At 72.7% G+C, this 15,792-nt stretch carries 17 protein-coding genes; 12 read left to right on the forward strand and 5 right to left on the reverse strand.

Annotated elements, in window-relative coordinates; genetic code table 11:
* On the forward strand, positions 1 to 2,115 hold a 2,115-nt coding region (locus tag AC1MIR_RS25260), incomplete at its 5' end, for an AsmA family protein (RefSeq protein WP_480030932.1).
* Here AC1MIR_RS25260 and AC1MIR_RS25265 read toward each other — a convergent pair.
* Together AC1MIR_RS25265 and AC1MIR_RS25270 are read right to left on the reverse strand one after the other, a co-directional pair.
* Entirely contained in the window at positions 2,116 to 2,340 is a 225-nt protein-coding gene (locus tag AC1MIR_RS25265) for a ribbon-helix-helix domain-containing protein (RefSeq protein WP_480030933.1), read from the reverse strand.
* Positions 2,337 to 3,770: a class II fumarate hydratase gene (locus AC1MIR_RS25270; protein WP_480030934.1), complete on the reverse strand. Its 1,434-nt coding sequence runs from the start codon at positions 3,768 to 3,770 to the stop codon at positions 2,337 to 2,339. Before AC1MIR_RS25270 ends, AC1MIR_RS25265 begins: the two co-directional genes overlap by 4 nt.
* Before the next feature lie 93 nt (positions 3,771 to 3,863).
* Here AC1MIR_RS25270 and AC1MIR_RS25275 point away from each other — a divergent pair, with 93 nt between their 5' ends.
* Positions 3,864 to 4,271 (forward strand): DUF4332 domain-containing protein, encoded by a 408-nt coding sequence (locus AC1MIR_RS25275; protein WP_480030935.1) that lies wholly within the window; start codon positions 3,864 to 3,866, stop codon positions 4,269 to 4,271.
* A 105-nt stretch (positions 4,272 to 4,376) separates the two neighbouring features.
* On the opposite strand, the gene AC1MIR_RS25280 is transcribed toward AC1MIR_RS25275, so the two are convergent.
* Both AC1MIR_RS25280 and AC1MIR_RS25285 read right to left on the reverse strand, forming a co-directional pair.
* Complete coding sequence (locus tag AC1MIR_RS25280; protein ID WP_480030936.1) at positions 4,377 to 5,585, reverse strand: MFS transporter; 1,209 nt, start codon at positions 5,583 to 5,585, stop codon at positions 4,377 to 4,379.
* Between the two features lie 4 nt (positions 5,586 to 5,589).
* The gene (locus tag AC1MIR_RS25285; protein WP_480030937.1) at positions 5,590 to 6,366 is read right to left on the reverse strand and encodes an amino acid ABC transporter permease; all 777 of its coding nucleotides are present in this window, start codon (positions 6,364 to 6,366) and stop codon (positions 5,590 to 5,592) included.
* Between the two features lie 90 nt (positions 6,367 to 6,456).
* Between AC1MIR_RS25285 and AC1MIR_RS25290 the strand changes: the two genes are divergently transcribed.
* The 3 genes from AC1MIR_RS25290 (at position 6,457) to AC1MIR_RS25300 (ending at position 9,071) form a co-directional block, all read left to right on the forward strand.
* Positions 6,457 to 7,788, forward strand: coding sequence for a Rieske 2Fe-2S domain-containing protein (locus AC1MIR_RS25290; RefSeq protein ID WP_480030938.1), 1,332 nt, complete (start codon positions 6,457 to 6,459; stop codon positions 7,786 to 7,788).
* Positions 7,789 to 7,965: 177 nt separating this feature from the next.
* Complete coding sequence (locus tag AC1MIR_RS25295) at positions 7,966 to 8,649, forward strand: transporter substrate-binding domain-containing protein (RefSeq protein ID WP_480031006.1); 684 nt, start codon at positions 7,966 to 7,968, stop codon at positions 8,647 to 8,649.
* The gene (locus AC1MIR_RS25300; RefSeq protein ID WP_480030939.1) at positions 8,646 to 9,071 is read left to right on the forward strand and encodes a Rid family hydrolase; all 426 of its coding nucleotides are present in this window, start codon (positions 8,646 to 8,648) and stop codon (positions 9,069 to 9,071) included. The genes AC1MIR_RS25295 and AC1MIR_RS25300 overlap by 4 nt, the downstream gene beginning before the upstream one ends.
* On the opposite strand, the gene AC1MIR_RS25305 is transcribed toward AC1MIR_RS25300, so the two are convergent.
* On the reverse strand, positions 9,062 to 9,844 hold the full coding sequence (locus AC1MIR_RS25305) for a creatininase family protein (protein WP_480030940.1): 783 nt from the start codon (positions 9,842 to 9,844) through the stop codon (positions 9,062 to 9,064). The two genes, AC1MIR_RS25300 and AC1MIR_RS25305, sit on opposite strands and share 10 nt — an antisense overlap.
* A 2-nt stretch (positions 9,845 to 9,846) precedes the next feature.
* On the opposite strand from AC1MIR_RS25305, the gene AC1MIR_RS25310 reads away from it, so the two are divergent.
* From AC1MIR_RS25310 to AC1MIR_RS25340, 7 genes are all read left to right on the forward strand, one after another.
* Positions 9,847 to 11,046 carry an NAD(P)/FAD-dependent oxidoreductase gene (locus AC1MIR_RS25310; RefSeq protein WP_480030941.1) on the forward strand — a complete coding sequence of 400 codons (1,200 nt, stop codon included), beginning with the start codon at positions 9,847 to 9,849 and terminating at the stop codon, positions 11,044 to 11,046.
* Between the two features lie 24 nt (positions 11,047 to 11,070).
* Entirely contained in the window at positions 11,071 to 12,060 is a 990-nt protein-coding gene (locus AC1MIR_RS25315; RefSeq protein WP_480030942.1) for an isopenicillin N synthase family dioxygenase, read from the forward strand.
* Complete coding sequence (locus AC1MIR_RS25320; protein ID WP_480030943.1) at positions 12,057 to 12,692, forward strand: hypothetical protein; 636 nt, start codon at positions 12,057 to 12,059, stop codon at positions 12,690 to 12,692. Before AC1MIR_RS25315 ends, AC1MIR_RS25320 begins: the two co-directional genes overlap by 4 nt.
* Positions 12,682 to 13,506: an amino acid ABC transporter permease gene (locus tag AC1MIR_RS25325; protein ID WP_480030944.1), complete on the forward strand. Its 825-nt coding sequence runs from the start codon at positions 12,682 to 12,684 to the stop codon at positions 13,504 to 13,506. Before AC1MIR_RS25320 ends, AC1MIR_RS25325 begins: the two co-directional genes overlap by 11 nt.
* Before the next feature lie 29 nt (positions 13,507 to 13,535).
* Positions 13,536 to 14,399 carry a transporter substrate-binding domain-containing protein gene (locus AC1MIR_RS25330; protein WP_480030945.1) on the forward strand — a complete coding sequence of 288 codons (864 nt, stop codon included), beginning with the start codon at positions 13,536 to 13,538 and terminating at the stop codon, positions 14,397 to 14,399.
* Between the two features lie 9 nt (positions 14,400 to 14,408).
* Positions 14,409 to 15,305 carry an amino acid ABC transporter permease gene (locus AC1MIR_RS25335; RefSeq protein WP_480030946.1) on the forward strand — a complete coding sequence of 299 codons (897 nt, stop codon included), beginning with the start codon at positions 14,409 to 14,411 and terminating at the stop codon, positions 15,303 to 15,305.
* A partial coding sequence (locus tag AC1MIR_RS25340; protein WP_480030947.1) for an FAD-dependent oxidoreductase occupies positions 15,306 to 15,792 on the forward strand: 487 nt, incomplete at its 3' end. It lies immediately after the preceding gene.

The following is a 15,792-nucleotide window of genomic DNA, read 5'->3' on the forward strand; positions in this document are numbered from 1 at the left end:
CCCCCCGCTCCGGCCGACCGGGTGGCGGGCGACGCCCACACCAGCGACCTGGCGGGGGCGCGGGGGCGCGGCGCGGCGGCGCTGCGCCTGGTTCCGGCGCCGCGGCTCGATGTCGCCCTGCTGGCCAGCCGCCTCGACCTGGACGGCTGGGTGAAGGCGCTGCGCCAGGCCGGACCGCGCCCCTGGCCGGTTTCGGTGGACCTCTCGGCCGAGGCGGCGGGCTTCGCCGGGCTCACGCTGCGCCGCCTGCGTGGCGCCGCCTTCCTCGAGGACGGCCGGCTGACGCTGACGGATGTCTCGGTGCTGCTGCCCGGCGAGACGGAACTCGATTTCGCGGGGGCGACCGCCGGCGCGCGGCTCGAGATCGCGGCGCGCTTCAACGGGCCCGACATCCGCACCACCCTCGCGGCGCTGAAGCTGCCGGTGGAGGACCTCGACCCGAGCCTGTTGCGCCGGGGCGAGGGACGCTTCCGCCTCGTGCTGGAGGAAAGCCAGGCCGCCGTGCCCGAGCTCGCCGCCACCTTCGACGGTCTGCGCCTGTCCGGCGCCGGGACGCTGCGCCACGGGCCGCGCCCGGCGCTCGGCCTCGGTCTGACGGTGGATCGGCTCGATCTCGGCCGGTGGCTGCCGCGCGGGCTCGATCCCGACCAGCTCGGCCGCAGCCTGGCCGGCATCGACGTGAATCTCCGCCTTGCCGCCGAGACCGCGCGCTGGGGAGAGGCGGTGATGGAGCGCGCCGCGCTCGACGCCGCGGCCGAAGGCGGGCGGATCACCGTGCGGCGCCTGTCCGGCCGGCTCGCCGAGGCCGACATCATCGCCTCCGGCACGGCGCAGCTCGGCCGGCAGATCAGGCTGCAGGACATCACGCTGGAGGCGAACGGCTCCAATGCGCGCGGCCTGTTCGACCTGATCCCGGGCAGCTGGCCCGACCTGCGCCCGATGGCGGCGCTGCCGGTGTCGCTGCGCCTGTCCGGCGGCGGCCCGGCTGAGGCGCTGGCGCTGAAGGGCGAGGCGGAGCTGGGCGAGCTGCGCCTGGAGGCCAGCGGCACCTTCGACCTGCCGGCGGGGCGCGGCACCGCCGCCACCACGCTGCGCCATCCCGGCGCGCCACGCCTGCTGAACGAGGCCTTCGGCTGGGATGTCGCGCCCTGGCTGGGCGACGGCTCCTTCTCGCTGGTGGCGAACCTCGCGCTCGGCCCGAACACGCTCTCGGCCGAGACCTTCGAGGTGGTGGCAGGCGGCCTGCGCGCCGGCGGCCAGCTCGCGCTCGGCTTCGCGCCGCGGCCGCGCCTGGCCGGGCGGATCGTGGCCGAGCGGCTCCCCCTGCCCCTGCCGGCGCTGCGCAGCACCGAGCCGCTGCCGCTCGATGCGCTGGCCGGCTTCGACGCCGAGATCGCGCTGGAGGCCGGGCGGATCGAGGCCGGCGGCATCCTGCTGGAGGACGCCGCGGCGATGCTGCGCCTGTCGTCCGGCCGGCTCGCCATGGATCGGGTGGCCGCGAAGCTCGCCGGCGGCAGGCTGGAGGGCGGGCTGACGCTGGATCTCACCGGCGCCGGCCCGCCGCGGATGACGCTCGAGACGCAGCTGCTGGAGGCGACGCTGGCGGCGCCGCTCCTGGGCCTGCCCTTCGACCTCGCCGCCGGCCGCGGCGAGATCGCGGTGCGGCTTGCCGCCAACGGTCATGCCCCCTCCGCGCTTCTGGCCAGCCTCTCCGGCACCTGGCGGGCGGCCCTGCGGGACGGCGTGCTGACCGGGCTCGACCTCGCCGCGGCGGTCGGGGCGACGGGCCTCGGCGACCTGGCGGAGGCCGAGGCGGCCGCGCGGCGGGCGCTGACCGCGGGCGCCACCGCCTTCGACCGGCTGGAGGCCGCGGGCAGCGTCGAAGCCGGCCGTGTCGTGATCGAGCAGGGCCGCGTCATCACCGAATCGGGTGCCACCGCGACGCTTGCGGGCAGCGCCGACCTGCCGCGCGCGGTGCTGGACCTGCGCTTCGCCGTCCGGCCGGCGGCGGTGGCGGCGCCGGAGCTCGGCCTGCGCGTGAGCGGTCCCGCGGCGGCGCCGCGCGTCCTGCCGGAAACCGCCGCCTGGGCCCGCTGGCGCGCCGAGCGGGGGTGATCAGGACCGCCCGGCCGCCTCCGCCAGTGCGAACAACCGCAACGCGCTCGCCAGCGGCAGGTCGGGCTCCGTCCGGGCGGCGTCCAGCTCCGCGACCAGGGCGGCGAGGCTGCGCCCGCGGCGTGCCGCCGCCGCCTCCAGCGCCGCCCAGAAGGCCGGCTCCAGCGCCACGGAGGTGAGGTGCCCGGCCAGCCGGAAGCTCCGCTTGCGCAGGTGCCGGCTCATCCGCCCTCCGGCGTCGTGCCCGGCCGCACCATCTCGTCGGGCCGCACCCATCGGTCGAAATCCGCTGGTGCGACATGGCCGAGCCGCGCCGCCGCCTCCTTCAGCGTGATGTCCTCGGCCAGCGCCGTCTTCGCGATCTGCACCGCCTTGTCGTAGCCGATCCGCGGATTGAGCGCCGTCACCAGCATCAGCGATCTCTGCAGGTTGTCGCCGATCCGCGCGAGGTTCGGCTCCAGCTTGGCCACCATGTTCGCCGCGAAGCTCGCCGCGGCGTCGCCGAGCAGCCGCGCCGACTGCAGCACGGCCTGGATGATCACCGGCTTGAACACGTTGAGCTCGAGATGCCCCTGCGCGCCGGCCACCGTGACGGTGACATGGTTGCCCATCACCTGGGCGCAGACCATGGTCAGCGCCTCGGACTGCGTCGGGTTGGTCTTGCCCGGCATGATCGAGCTGGAAAGCCCGTCCGCCGGGATCGTCAGCTCCGCCAGCCCGGCGCGCGGCCCGCTGCCGAGCAGCCGGATGTCGTTGCCGATCTTGTTCAGCGACACCGCCACCGTGTTGAGCGCGCCCGAGAGCTCCACCAGCGCGTCGTGCGCGCCCATGCCTTCGAAGGGGTTCGCATTGGCGACGAAGGGCAGGCCGGTCAGCCCCGCCATCCGCTCGGCGAAGAGGCGGGCGAAATCGGGATGGCGGTTGAGGCCCGTGCCCGCCGCCGTGCCGCCCTGCGCCAGTGGCATCAGCCGCGGCAAGGCGTCGCCGAGACGCGCGATGCCAAGCTCCGCCTGCCGCGCCCAGGCCGCCGCCTCCTGCCCGAGGGTGACGGGCACCGCATCCATCATGTGCGTGCGGCCAATCTTCACGATCGCCGCCCACGCCGCGGCGCGCGATTCCAGCGCGGCGTGCAGCGTGCGCAGGCCGGGGATGGTGCCATGCGTCACCGCCTCCACCGCCGCGACATGCATCACGGTCGGGAACATGTCGTTGGAGGACTGGCCGCGATTGACGTGATCGTTGGGATGCACCGGGCTGCGCGCGGATTGCGAGCCCAGCGCGCGGTTCGCCAGATGCGCGATCACCTCGTTGGCGTTCATGTTGGTCTGCGTGCCGGAGCCGGTCTGCCAGACCGGCAGCGGGAATTCCGCGTCATGGCGGTTCGCCGCCACCTCCGCCGCCGCGGCGATGATCGCGTCGGCGATCCGCTCCGGCAATTCGCCGAGCGCCTTGTTGGCCTCGGCCGCCGCCTGCTTCTGCAGACCGACGGCGCGGATCAGGATCGGCGTGAAGCGCTCCGTGCCGATGCGGAACAGCCGGCGCGCGCGCTCGGTCTGCGGGCCCCAGAGCCGGTCGGCCGGGATCTCGATGGTGCCGAGGGAATCGCTCTCGACGCGATGCGCCCCGGGCGGCGCCTGACGGCCTTCGTTTGACATCGCTGATCCGCCCCATCCGAATCGTTGCGCAGCCGAGGCCGCTGCGCGATAGCTTGCGCGGCCGGCTCCGGCCTTTTGGGGGAGGATATGGCAATGGGCTACCCGATCGAGGAGATCGAGGGCATCGGCAAGGCCTATGGCGAGAAATTGCGCGCCGTGGGCATCAAGGACACCGATGCACTGCTGGCGACATGCGCCGGCCCGAAGGATCGCGCCGCACTCGCGGCCAAGGCCGGCGTCAGCGAGGCGCTGGTGCTGAAATGGGCGAATCGCGCCGATCTGATGCGCGTGAAGGGCATCGGCGAGCAGTATTCCGACCTGCTCGAGGCGGCCGGGGTCGATACCGTGCCGGAACTCGGCCAACGCAAGCCGGAAAACCTGCACGCGGCGCTGCTGCAGGCCAACGAGGCGAAGCGCCTGGTGCGGCAGGCGCCCTCGCTCAAGGCGGTCGAGGAGTGGGTCGCCGCCGCCAGGACACTGCCGCGTGCCCTGACCTATTGAAGCATGGTCAAGCCGAGCGGAATCGCGCGGCTACTCGAAAAATGCGACGAAACAGAAGAGTAGCACGTTCCGACCGATCGCAGGCGATCGGTCGGAACGGCGTGCTCAGCCGGGCCGCGCGCGCAGCATCGCGAGTCCGACGCCGAGCGCCGGCACGGCGCTGACCGCGAATCCCGCGCCGTAGCTGTCGGTCAGGCCCAGCAGCACCGCGAAGACCAGCGGCGCCACTATGCCGCCGACCTGGCCGAAGGACAGCACGCCGCCGGTCGCCGCCCCGCGCTGCCCCGCCGGCGCCAGCCGCGCCGCCTCTGCCAGCAGCACGCCATGCCAGGACAGCGCGGTCACGCTCATCCCGAGCGTCGCGGCGGCGAGAAGCAGCGCCGAATCCAGCGCGCCGGACAGCCCGAGCAGCAGCCCGCTCACCCCCATGCCGATCGCCAGCATCCCGAGCAGGCGTCCCGGCGCCATATGCGCGCCCGCGAGCCATCCCCACAGGATGCGGCCCGGCACCGCGACCAGCGTCGCGGCGGAGAAGAAGGCGCCCGCCGCAGCCAGCTCATGCCCCTGCGCGACGAGATAGGTGACGAAGAAGGCGATGAAGGCGCTCTGCAGCCCGCTGAAGGTGCCGCAGGCCAGCGCCAGGTTGCGCAGGTCGCGCTCCCGCGTCACCGCGCCGAGGGTGCGGCGCAGGTCCGAGAGGCGGGCGCTCTGGCTCGGCACGCGGTCGTCGTCGAAGCGGCGTCGCAGCGGCTGCATGGTGAGGGCGAAGGCGAGGCAGCCGGCCGCGCCGCACAGCATGGCCACGCGCCAGCCCCACCAGCCGGTCAGCAGCGGCCCGATCAGGCCGGACAGAAGCAGCCCGGCCGGCACCGCGGTCTGCTTGATCGAGAAGACCAGCGGCGCCTGCTTCGGCGTGGCGTAGCGGCCGAGCAGATGCGAGCTCGACGGCGTGGAGAGCGCCGATCCGGCGCCGCACAGCACCGCGGAGAGTGCGAAGAAGGCCAGCGCCGGCAGGGTGGCCACGGCGAGCGCCAGCGCCAGCAGCACCAGCGAGACCTGGCTCATCCGCAGTGCCCCGTGGCGGATGATGAAGCTGCCGCAGCCGAGCTGCACCACCAGCGCCGCGAAGGCGACCGTGCCGACATAGATCCCGAGCAGCGCGGGATCGAGTTGCAGGTCCTCGAGGATCGCGGGCGCGATCACCGGCGGCAGGTTGCGCCCGAGCGTCGCGAAGCTCTGCTGCACGAACATCGCGCCGAGCGCCACCAGCAGCAGCCTGCGTCCCGCCTCCGCCGGCTCCTGCTGCGCGATCATGTCCTCAGGCCGGGCTCCTGAGCGACTGGTCCGCCTGCATCCGCCGCTCGAGCCAGCGCACGCCGGCCGAGATCAGCAGGATCAGCACGAGGTATTCCAGGATCAGGATGGTGTAGATCTCGAGCGGGCGGAACACCGTCACCACCAGCTCGTTCGCTTTCCGCGTCAGCTCCTGGTAGCCGATCACGCTGGCCAGGCTGCTCATCTTCACCACGTAGATGAACTGGTTGGCGATGGGCGGCAGCACGCGGCGGATGGCCTGCGGCAGGATGACGAAGCGCATGCGCTGCCAGGGCGAGAGGCCGAGCGCCATCGCCGCCTCGCGCTGCCCGCGCTCGACGGATTGTATGCCGGCGCGGAAGATCTCCGCCTCGAAGGCGGAATCGCAGATCGCGATGGCCAGCATCGCCGCGACGAAGACATCCAGCCGGATGTCGAGCACCACCGGCAGGCCGTAGAAGACCCAGAGGATCATCACCAGGATCGGGATGGCGCGGAACAGCTCGACATAGGCGCGGTTGAACCAGCGCAGCGGCGCGACGCGCGCCATGCCCATCATCGCGATGGCCAGGCCGAGGACCAGTGACAGCACCATCGTCGAGAGCGAGAGCGAGACGGTCGCCCAGAAGCCCGAAAGCATGAAGCCGAGATTGGCCTGCCCGCGCGAATCCCGCGGGTCCACCACATGCCAGGCCCAGTTGCCGCCGCACGCGGCCAGCAGCGGCGCCAGCGCCATCATCAGCAGCAGCGCGCGCGCCACCCGTCCGCGAGCCGATCCCATCTTCCCCCGCCGATCCGAACGCCGACGGTTGCGCCGGCAGGCCGGAGTGTCGCACCCTGCTCCCACCGCGCAAGCCGCGACGGGGGAGATATGCAGGGCGACCTGTCGGAACGCTATGCCGGCCACCGGCGGCGCGCGGTGCCCGCGCCCGATCCGGAGCTGACGCAGGTGGGCCCCGGCACGCCCTGCGGCGAATACCTGCGCCGTGCCTGGCAGCCCGTCTGCCTCTCCGCGCAGCTCGCCGACCTGCCGCTGGCGCTGCGCATCCTCGGCGAGGATCTCGTCGCCTTCCGCGACGGCGAGGGCGAGGTCGGGCTGCTGCACCGCCATTGCAGCCATCGCGGCGCCAGCCTCGAATTCGGCCGCATCATGCCGCGCGGGATTTCCTGCTGCTATCACGGCTGGCACTACGACCGCGACGGCACGATCCTGGCCACGCCGGCCGAGCCGGCGAGCAGCCAGATCCGCCATCGCCTGCGCCACGGCGCCTATCCCGTCGTGGAGCGGCACGGGCTGGTCTTCGCCTTCCTCGGCGATCCGGCCGCGGTGCCGCCGCCGCCGGTGCTGGACGTGGAGCAGGAACCCGGCGTCACCCTCGCGCCCTTCCTGCTGGAGATCCCCTGCAACTGGCTGCAGGTCTATGAGAACAGCCAGGACCCGGTGCATGTGGTGTGGCTGCATGCGCGCAATGCCGGCGCGCATTTCGACGAATCCAACAGCGCCGACCAGGAGCTGGACTTCCTGCCGACGCCGCTCGGCATGATGAATGTCCAGTCGCGCCGCTGGGGCGGCATGGTCTGGACGCGCACCGTGGAATGCATCCTGCCCAACCTGAACCAGACCGGCGCCATCTGGGAGGATGCGGCGGAGCAGAAGGCGTTCCAGCGTGTCGGCCTCACGCGGTGGGTGGTGCCGGTGGACGATACGCACAGCCTGCAGATCGGCTGGCGCCATCTCGGCCGGCATCTCGATCCGCACGGCAAGGATCAGCCGGAGCGGATCGGCCTCGGGCTGATCGACTTCGAGGGCCAGGACGATTCCACCACCTACGAGGATCGCCAGCGCCGCCCCGGCGACTACGACGCGCAGGTCAGCCAGCGCCCGGTTGCGGTGCATGCGCTCGAGACCCTCGCCGGCAGCGACCGCGGGGTGGCGATGCTGCGCCGCCTGCTGCGCCGGGCGGTCCGCAGCCCGGAGATGCCCGCGCAATGCATCGCCGCGCAGCCGATCGCCACCTTCTGCCAGGACACGGTCACGATGCTGCCGCCGGCGCCCGACGATCGCGCGCTGCTGCGCGCGCATGGCGCCACGGTGGCACGAGCCGTGCTAGACAGCGCGCACCTGCCACGCGAGGCGCGCCGCGCCGCCATCTTCGCCGCCGCAAGCGGCACGCTTCTGCCCAAGGAGGAGACTTCCGCATGAATCGTCGTCATCTGCCGGCCGCCCCGGCGGCCGCCGCCGCGCGCGCCCGCCCCCGCCGCCGCCGGCCCGCGCGCCCCCGCCCCGCCCCCCCCCGCCGCGGCGCTCGCCCTGCCGATCCAGGCGCAGGCGCAATCAGCCGGGTCCGGCAAACTGGCTTCCATCCAGTCCTCCGGCCGCATCCGCTTCGGCACCACGGGCGACTTCAACCCGATGAGCTTCCGCGACCCGGCCAGCCGGGAATATCGCGGCCACCAGATCGACGCGGCGAACCAGCTTGCGCGCGACATGAATGTCCGCGCGGAGTTCATCGCGACCGACTGGCGCACGCTGATCAACGGGCTGCAGGCCGACCAGTACGACGTCGTCTTCACCGGCACCTCCATGTCCGTGCCGCGCGCCATGGCCGCCGGCTTCACCATTCCCTGGGGCCGCAACGCCTTCGTGCCGCTGGTGCGCCGGCGCGACGCCAACAAGTTCGCCAACTGGGATGCGCTGAACCAGCGCAGCGTGACCATCGGCACCAATCTCGGCACCACGATGGAGACCTGGGTGCAGTCCGCCCTGCCCAATGCGACGCTCCGGCGCGTGGAAAGCCCGGCACGCGACTGGCAGGAGCTGATCGGCGGCCGCGTGGATGCGACGATGTCCTCGCTGATCGAGGCCGCCTTCCTGACGAAGGAGTATCCCGACCTGGTCGCGATCTTCGCCAACACGCCGCGCAACCCGATCCCGATGGCGTTCCTGACACCGCTGAACGACGTGGTGTTCACCAACTTCCTGAGCAACTGGATCACCATCCGCCTGGCCAGCGGCTTCTTCGACGAGATCAACACGAAGTGGGGTGTCGTGCAGGCGTCGTGACGCCTGCGCGTGAAGGCCAGGGTGCAGGCCTCGTGACGCGGCGGCACTACGACACCGGGCGGCCCTGGGAGAAATCCTGCGGCTACAGCCGCGCCGTCCGGGTCGGGCCCTATGCGGAGACCGCGCTGTGCAGCCCCTGCGGGCCGGACGGCGCGGTGCTGCATCCCGGCGACGTCTATCGCCAGACGCTCGCCTGCCTCGACCTGGTGAAGGAGGCGCTGGAGGGCGTGGGGATGACGCTCGCCGACGTGGTGAAGACGCGCATCTACGTCGCCGACCCGACGCACTGGGTGGAATCCGGCCGCGCGCATGGCGAGGTCTTTTCCGCGATCCGACCCGCCCTCGGCTGGGTCTACATGACCGGCTTCTTCGCGCCGGGAATCACCGTGGAGGTGGAGGCGACCGCCTTCCGTCAGGAATGAGGCTCGGGCGCCGCCTCGAAGGCCGCGAAGAGCTCGGCCACATCCTCGGCGGCGGCCTGCAGCAGCGCCGCGCCTTGCTGCGCGGTGGCAAGCGCGGGATCGGCGCCGACCACGCCTTCGGGGTAGCGCGCGCGATGCCGCGCCGCATCCTCGTGCCGGTCGCCGCCGAGATCCACCAGCGGATGGGGCGGCAATGCGCGGTAGGCCGGCCAGGCGCCGGCTGCTGCGCCCGTCACATGCATCGCGATCGCGATCTCGGAGGGTGTGCCGTGATAGCCCTCGCGATCGCCGTAGAACTCGCGCCGCAAGGCGCCGAGGCGCGGCCCCTCCCACCAGGCGCGCAGCTTCACGCTCAGCGGCCGCGGAAAGGCAAGACGCCCGAAAGAGACGTCCGAAAAAACCTCCTGCACCGCGGCCAGCGCCGGCGCGACATTGCCGCCATGCCCCGTCAGCAACAGCACGCGCGAGACGCCGGTGCGGCCGAGGCTTGCCAGCACGTCGCAGAGCAGTGCGCTCAGCGTGGAGGGCCGCAGGCTCACGGTGCCGGGAAAGCCCAGGTTGAACTGCGCAGGCCCATAGGCCAGCGCCGGCATCGCCACGCCACCCGCGATCTCCGCCGCCCGCAGCGCCACCGCCTCGGCGCAGATCGTGTCGGTGCCGAGCATTCCCGCCGCGCCATGCTGTTCCAGGCTGCCGAGCGGCAGGATCACGCCGCGCCGCCCGCGCGCGAGCCGTTCCTCCACCGCGGGCCAGGTCATCCGGTCGAGACGCATCGATGCTCCCCCTGACGCGGCAGGTCGCCGCCCTCATTCCCCGCGCCGCCGCATCGCGCCCGCTGCGCGTCGCGATCGTCGGCGCCGGCATCCTCGGCCTTTGCACCGCCTGGGCGCTCGCGCGCCGTGGCCATGCGGTGACCGTGCTGGAAGCCGGGCCGCTGCCCAACCCCCAGGGCTCCTCCGCCGATGAGGGGCGCATCATCCGCCATGCCTATGGCACGATGGAAGGCTATGCCGCGATGATGCCGGCGGGCTTCGCCGCCTGGCGCGCAGTTTTCGCCGAGACCGGCGCCGACCGCCTCGTGCCCTGCCGCGCGGTCTATGCGCTGCGCGCCGACAGCCCGTGGGAAGCCGCCGTCGCGCGCAGCCAGGCGGCGGCCGGGCTCGGCTTCCGCCGGCTCGACGACGCCGCGCTGGAAGCGATCCCGGTGCTGAACCGCACGGGCCTGCTGCGCGCGGTCGAGGTGGACGGCTCCGGCATGCTGCTGGCGCGCCCGATCCTCGATGACCTGCTGACGCTGCTGCCGCGCCTCGGCGTGACGCTGCGCGGCGGGGCGCGCGTGGCCGCGCTCCATGCCGGCGGCCTGCGCCTGGCGGAGGGCGAAGGCATCGCCGCCGATGCCGTGGTGGTCGCCGCCGGCGCTTGGGCGCCGCGCCTGCTGCCGGAACAGGCCGCGGCGGCCGGGCTGCGCGTCTCGCTGCAGACGCTGGCCTATCTTGCGCCGCCGCCCGATCTCGCCGCGGCGTGGCAGGCGGCGCCGATGCTGCTCTGCCGGCTGCCCGGCCATCCGACCGGGGGCGTCTATGTGCTGCCGCCGCGCGCCGGCACCCGGCTCAAGATCGGCGACTACGACACCGCCACGCCCGGCGCGCCGGAAGCACCGCTCGATCCGCTTCGCCAGGCGGCGCTGCTCGATGCGGGGCGGGTCGCGATCGCGGCGTTCGACCGCCATCGGCTGCTCGGCCTCCGCCATTGCCTCTACACCATGGCGCCGGAGGACCGCTTCGTGCTGCGCGCGGCGGGGCAGGTGGCCTGGCTCGCCTCCGCCTGTTCCGGCCACGGTTTCAAGCTGGCGCCGCTGCTGGCGCTCGGCCTCGCCGCCGCGCTGGAGGAGGCGGTCGCGCCGGACGACATCGCCTTCTGGGCCGCCGGCCGCGAGGGGGAGGCTTCCCTCCCGCGCGCCGACGCGGGATCGTAGCGGCCGCAGCGCGGAGAACCCCCCATGTCCTACGCAACCGCACGCGCCATCGCCGTGGACGAGATCCCGGTCATCGACATCGCGCCACTTGTCGCCCGCGACCCCGCCGGCGCCGCCGCCGCGGGCGCGGCGATGCGCGAGGCCAGCGAGCGCATCGGCTTCTTCTACATCGCCGGCCATGGCGTGCCCGCCTCGCTGACGCAGGGCGTGTTCTCCACCGCCGCCCGCTTCTTCGCCCTGCCGGAGGAGGAGAAGGAAGCGGTGAAGGTGAACAGGCGCCATCGCGGCTGGATCGGCCAGGGCGGCGCGAAGATGTACGGCACCGCGCGCGCCGACCTGAAGGAGAGCTTCGTCTGGGGCCTGGAACTGCCCGAGGACGACCCCGAGGTGGCGGCAGGCACGCCGCTGATGGGCCCGAACCAGTGGCCCGCCGCCCTGCCCGCGCTGCGCCCGGCGCTCTATGGCTGGTACGAGGCGGTGCTCGAAGCCGGCCATGCCGTGCTGCGCGGCCTGGCGCTGAGCCTCGGCCGCGACATGGATTTCTTCGCCGAGCCCTTCTCGCGTCCGCTCGCGCGCGGCTCCGCCATCTGGTACCCGCCCCAGCCGCCCGATCTCGGGCGCGAGCAGTTCGGCGTCGCGCCGCACACCGACTATGGCGGGCTGACCCTGCTGGCGCAGGACATGACCGGCGGCCTGCAGGTGAAGGGAACCGATCGCGACTGGGTGATGGCCCACCCCATCCCCGACACCTTCGTGGTGAACATCGGCGACCTGATGCATCGCTGGACCAATGGCCGCTTCCACAGCAACCCGCACCGCGTGGTGAACACCTCCGGCAAGGCGCGGCAGAGCGCGGCGGTCTTCTTCGACCCGGGCTTCCACGCCGTGGTGGATCCGCGCGACCTGCTCGACGATCCCGCGCAGGCGAAATACCCGCCGATCGCCTGCGGCGAATGGGTCGTCGGCAAGTTCGACAAGGCGTTTCGCTACCGCGCGCCCGGCAGTGCGTCATGAGCCGCTCCTTCCCCGGCGACCCACGGCCCTCGCCGCTGCTGTCGCCGGAGATGCAGCATGTGCCGCCGGTGGAGATGCAGGATTTCCGCCGCGCGGAGTGGACCCTGCTGCGCGACCAGCGCCGCCCCTTCGACGCCGAGCTCCAGGCGCGCCACGTGCTGCGCGCGCTGGAGGCCTCGGCGGCCGATCCCAGCTTCGGCTACCAGGTGAACAACTACCGACACTGCGTGCAGGCCGCGACGGCCGCGCTGCAGGACGGGCGCGACGAGGAATATGTCGTCGTCGCGCTGCTGCACGACATCGGCTTCACGATGTGCCCCACCAATCATGGCCCCTTCGCCGCCGCGCTGCTCGCGCCCTATGTCTCCGACGCCAGCCGCTGGCTGCTGGAGCATCACGCGCTCTTCCTCGACTTCCACTGCCACGACCACCCCGAGGATCATTGCGACCCGGCGGCGCGTGAACGCTGGCGCGGCCATCCGCATTTCGCCGCCACCGCCGATTTCGTCGCGCGCTTCGACCAGGGCACGGTGATCCCGGGCATGCCGGAGGCGCCGCTCTCCGTCTTCGCGCCCATGGTCGCGCGCCTCTTCGCGCGCCCGCCGCGACGGTTCACGCCGCGTGACGACTGACCTGCGTTCGCGGGAGCCGCCACGCGCGCCGAGCGGCCTGCGCCGGCGCCTGCTCGACCTGCTGCAATTCGCGCTCTTCCTCGGCCTGCTCGCCTGGCTGCTGTTCGAGGGCGCCACGCGCATGGGCTACAACTGGCAATGGTACCGCGTGCCGCGCTACCTGTTCCAGGTCTTCGAGGGCGAGGTCTTCCTCGGCCCGCTGCTCAAGGGCCTGCTGGTGACGCTGGAGATCAGCGCCATCGCCCTGGTGCTGACGGTGCTGATCGGCCTCGGCGCCGCGCTGCTGCGGCTTTCGGGCTCGGTTGCCGGGCGGTGGCTGGCGATCGGCTATGTGGAGGCGATCCGCAACACGCCGCTGCTGGTGCAGCTCTACATCGTCTACTTCATCCTGGCGCCGATCCTCGGCCTCGAGCGGTTCTGGGCCGGCGTGCTCTGCCTCGCGATCTTCGAGGGCGCCTTCGCCACGGAAATCTTCCGCGGCGGCATCATGGCCGTGCGCAAGGGCCAGTGGGAGGCGGCCTGGACGCTCGGCCTCTCGCGCCGCCACGCCTATCGCTTCATCGTGCTGCCGCAGGCGCTGCGCGTGATCCTGCCGCCGCTCGCCGGGCTCGGCGTGTCGCTGATCAAGCATTCGGCGATCGTGAGCGTCATCGCGGTGTTCGACCTGACCAACGAAGGGCGCAACGTCATCAGCGACACCTTCATGACCTTCGAGATCTGGCTCACCGTCGCCGCGCTCTATCTCTGCGTCACGGTGCTGCTCTCCTTCGGCGTCGGGCTGCTCGAGAGGCGGCTCAAGGGCGCCATGGCCTGACCACTGGTAGCAAGAAGGGACCTTCCGTCATGACCGACAACACTGGCTTCCGTCGCCGTCTCATCGCGCCCGCCGCCGGCGGGCTCGCGGCGCTCGGCGCCTTCGCCTTCGGGCGGCCCGCCGCGGCGCAGGGCGCGGATGCGCGCGCAGCCCTCGCCGCCACCTCCATGGTCGAGGAGGTGAAGCGCCGCGGCACGCTGCGCGTGGGCATGTCCACCTTCGTGCCCTGGGCCTTCCGCAACCGCGCGGGCGAGCTGATCGGCTACGAGATCGACGTGGCGAACCGGCTCGCGCAGGACATGGGCGTGCGCACGGAATTCGTCCCCACCGCCTGGGACGGCATCATCCCCGCGCTGCTTGCCGGCCGCTTCGATGCGATCATCGGCGGCATGACGATCACCCCGGCGCGGAACCTGAACGTCAACTTCACATCGCCCTATTCCGCCACCGGCGTCGAGATCGCCGCGAACAAGCGGATGGCCGAGAGCATGACGACGCTGGAATCCTGGAACCGCCCCAACGTCACCATCGCCGGCCGCCGCGGCACCTCCGGCCTCGCCGCCGCGCAGCGCCTCTTCCCGCGCGCGACGATCCGCCAGTTCGACGACGACGCGCAATCCATCCTGGAAGTGGTGAACGGCCGCGCGCATGGCATGATCGGCTCCGTCCCGCGCCCGCTCTTCGCCACGCTCGACAACCCGGACACGCTGTTCCGCCCCTTCACCACGCCCATCGTCCGCCAGGCGGATGCGATGGCGCTGCGCAAGTCCGATCCCGATGCGCTGAACTTCCTGAACAACTGGGTCATGCTCCGCCAGCTCGACGGCTGGCTGGAGGAGCGCCAGACCTACTGGTTCAGCGGCCGCGAGTGGCGCGACCAGCTGCCCGGCTGAACCGCGCAGATGGACCTGCCTGGCGGGCCCTATGCCCGCCGGCCCCGCCGCCCGGCGCTGGATGCGCTGGTGATCCTCGTCGTGCTCGGCGCGCTCGGCCTGCTGGCGTGGCGCGCCGGCGCCGCGCTCGAGTATCGCTGGAACTTCGCGCCGGTCTGGGGCTTCGTGCTGCGCCACGATGCGGAGCGCGGCTGGGTGGCGAACCTGCTGCTGCAGGGGCTGTTCACCACGCTGCGCGTCAGCTTCTGGGCGGCGATCGTCGCGGCCGCGGTCGGCGTCGTCATGGGCGTCGCCCGGACCTCGCGTGCGCTGCTGCCGCGAATGATCGCCGGCTTCTATGTCGAGACCATCCGCAACATCCCGCCGCTGGTCTTCGTCTTCGTCTTCTACTTCTTCGTCACCAGCCAGCTGCTGCCCGCGCTGGGCGTCGAGGACTGGATCCGCCGCCAGGACCCGGCGACGCTGGCCTGGATCGAGCTGCTCTTCGGCCCGCCGCAATTCGCCGCCGGCGTCATCGCCGCCATCCTCTGCCTCGGACTGTTCGAGGGCGCCTATGTCACCGAGATCGTGCGCGCCGGCATCCAGTCCCTGCCGCGCGGCCAGTGGGAGGCGGCGGAGGCGCTCGGCCTCTCGCGCCTCGGCGCGCTGCGCCATGTGATCCTGCCGCAGGCCGTGGCGCGCACCGTCCCCCCGCTCGCCGGCCAGGCGGTCTCGCTGGTGAAGGATTCCTCGATCATCTCGCTCGTCTCGATCCAGGATCTCGCCTTCCTCGGCAACGAGGTGGCCGCCACCACCGGCCGCGTCTTCGAGACCTGGCTTCTCGTCGCGCTGTTCTACTTCCTGGTCTGCGCCGCGCTCTCCTTCGCCGCCGCCCGGCTCGAGCGCCGCTTCGCCAGGGGCGGCTGAATGCAGGTCGCGGTGATCGGCGCGGGCATCGTCGGCACGGCCAGCGCGCTCGCCTGCATCGAGGCCGGGCTGGAGACGGTGCTGCTGGATCCCGCCCCGCAAGCGGCCCCGCCGGACGCGGCGAGCTTCGGCAATGCCGGCGGCATCACCGTCTCGGCCGTCGTGCCGCTCGCCACCCCGGCGACGCTGCGCGCCCTGCCGCGCATGCTGCGCGATCCGCTGGCGCCGCTCTCGGTCCGCTGGCGGAGCCTGCCGGCGCTGTCGCCCTGGCTGCTCCGCTTCGCGCTGAATGCCCGGCCCTCGCGGCTGGCCGCGGTGCATGCGGCCCTCGCCGCGCTCTTCGCCGGCAGTGGCGATGCCTGGCGGCGGCTCTCGCAGCGCGTGCCAGGCCTGGCGGCGCATCTGCACTGGCGCGGCATCCTCTACGCCTATCGCGCCGAGCGCGCCTTCCGCGCCGCCGCCGCCCGCCCAGCGCGGCGCCCCGGCC

The sequence above is a fragment of the Falsiroseomonas sp. RANM36 genome (assembly GCF_056682175.1).

Excerpts from the sequence above, each read along its gene's own strand:
- AC1MIR_RS25265 (WP_480030933.1), bottom strand. The coding sequence starts at position 2,340 with ATGAGCCGGCACCTGCGCAAGCGGAGCTTCCGGCTGGCCGGGCACCTC.
- AC1MIR_RS25335 (WP_480030946.1), top strand. The coding sequence starts at position 14,409 with ATGGACCTGCCTGGCGGGCCCTATGCCCGCCGGCCCCGCCGCCCGGCG.
- AC1MIR_RS25290 (WP_480030938.1), top strand. The coding sequence starts at position 6,457 with ATGCAGGGCGACCTGTCGGAACGCTATGCCGGCCACCGGCGGCGCGCG.
- AC1MIR_RS25320 (WP_480030943.1), top strand. The coding sequence starts at position 12,057 with ATGAGCCGCTCCTTCCCCGGCGACCCACGGCCCTCGCCGCTGCTGTCG.
- AC1MIR_RS25280 (WP_480030936.1), bottom strand. The coding sequence starts at position 5,585 with ATGATCGCGCAGCAGGAGCCGGCGGAGGCGGGACGCAGGCTGCTGCTG.
- AC1MIR_RS25275 (WP_480030935.1), top strand. The coding sequence starts at position 3,864 with ATGGGCTACCCGATCGAGGAGATCGAGGGCATCGGCAAGGCCTATGGC.
- AC1MIR_RS25270 (WP_480030934.1), bottom strand. The coding sequence starts at position 3,770 with ATGTCAAACGAAGGCCGTCAGGCGCCGCCCGGGGCGCATCGCGTCGAG.
- AC1MIR_RS25310 (WP_480030941.1), top strand. The coding sequence starts at position 9,847 with ATGCTCCCCCTGACGCGGCAGGTCGCCGCCCTCATTCCCCGCGCCGCC.
- AC1MIR_RS25285 (WP_480030937.1), bottom strand. The coding sequence starts at position 6,366 with ATGGGATCGGCTCGCGGACGGGTGGCGCGCGCGCTGCTGCTGATGATG.
- AC1MIR_RS25330 (WP_480030945.1), top strand. The coding sequence starts at position 13,536 with ATGACCGACAACACTGGCTTCCGTCGCCGTCTCATCGCGCCCGCCGCC.
- AC1MIR_RS25305 (WP_480030940.1), bottom strand. The coding sequence starts at position 9,844 with ATGCGTCTCGACCGGATGACCTGGCCCGCGGTGGAGGAACGGCTCGCG.
- AC1MIR_RS25315 (WP_480030942.1), top strand. The coding sequence starts at position 11,071 with ATGTCCTACGCAACCGCACGCGCCATCGCCGTGGACGAGATCCCGGTC.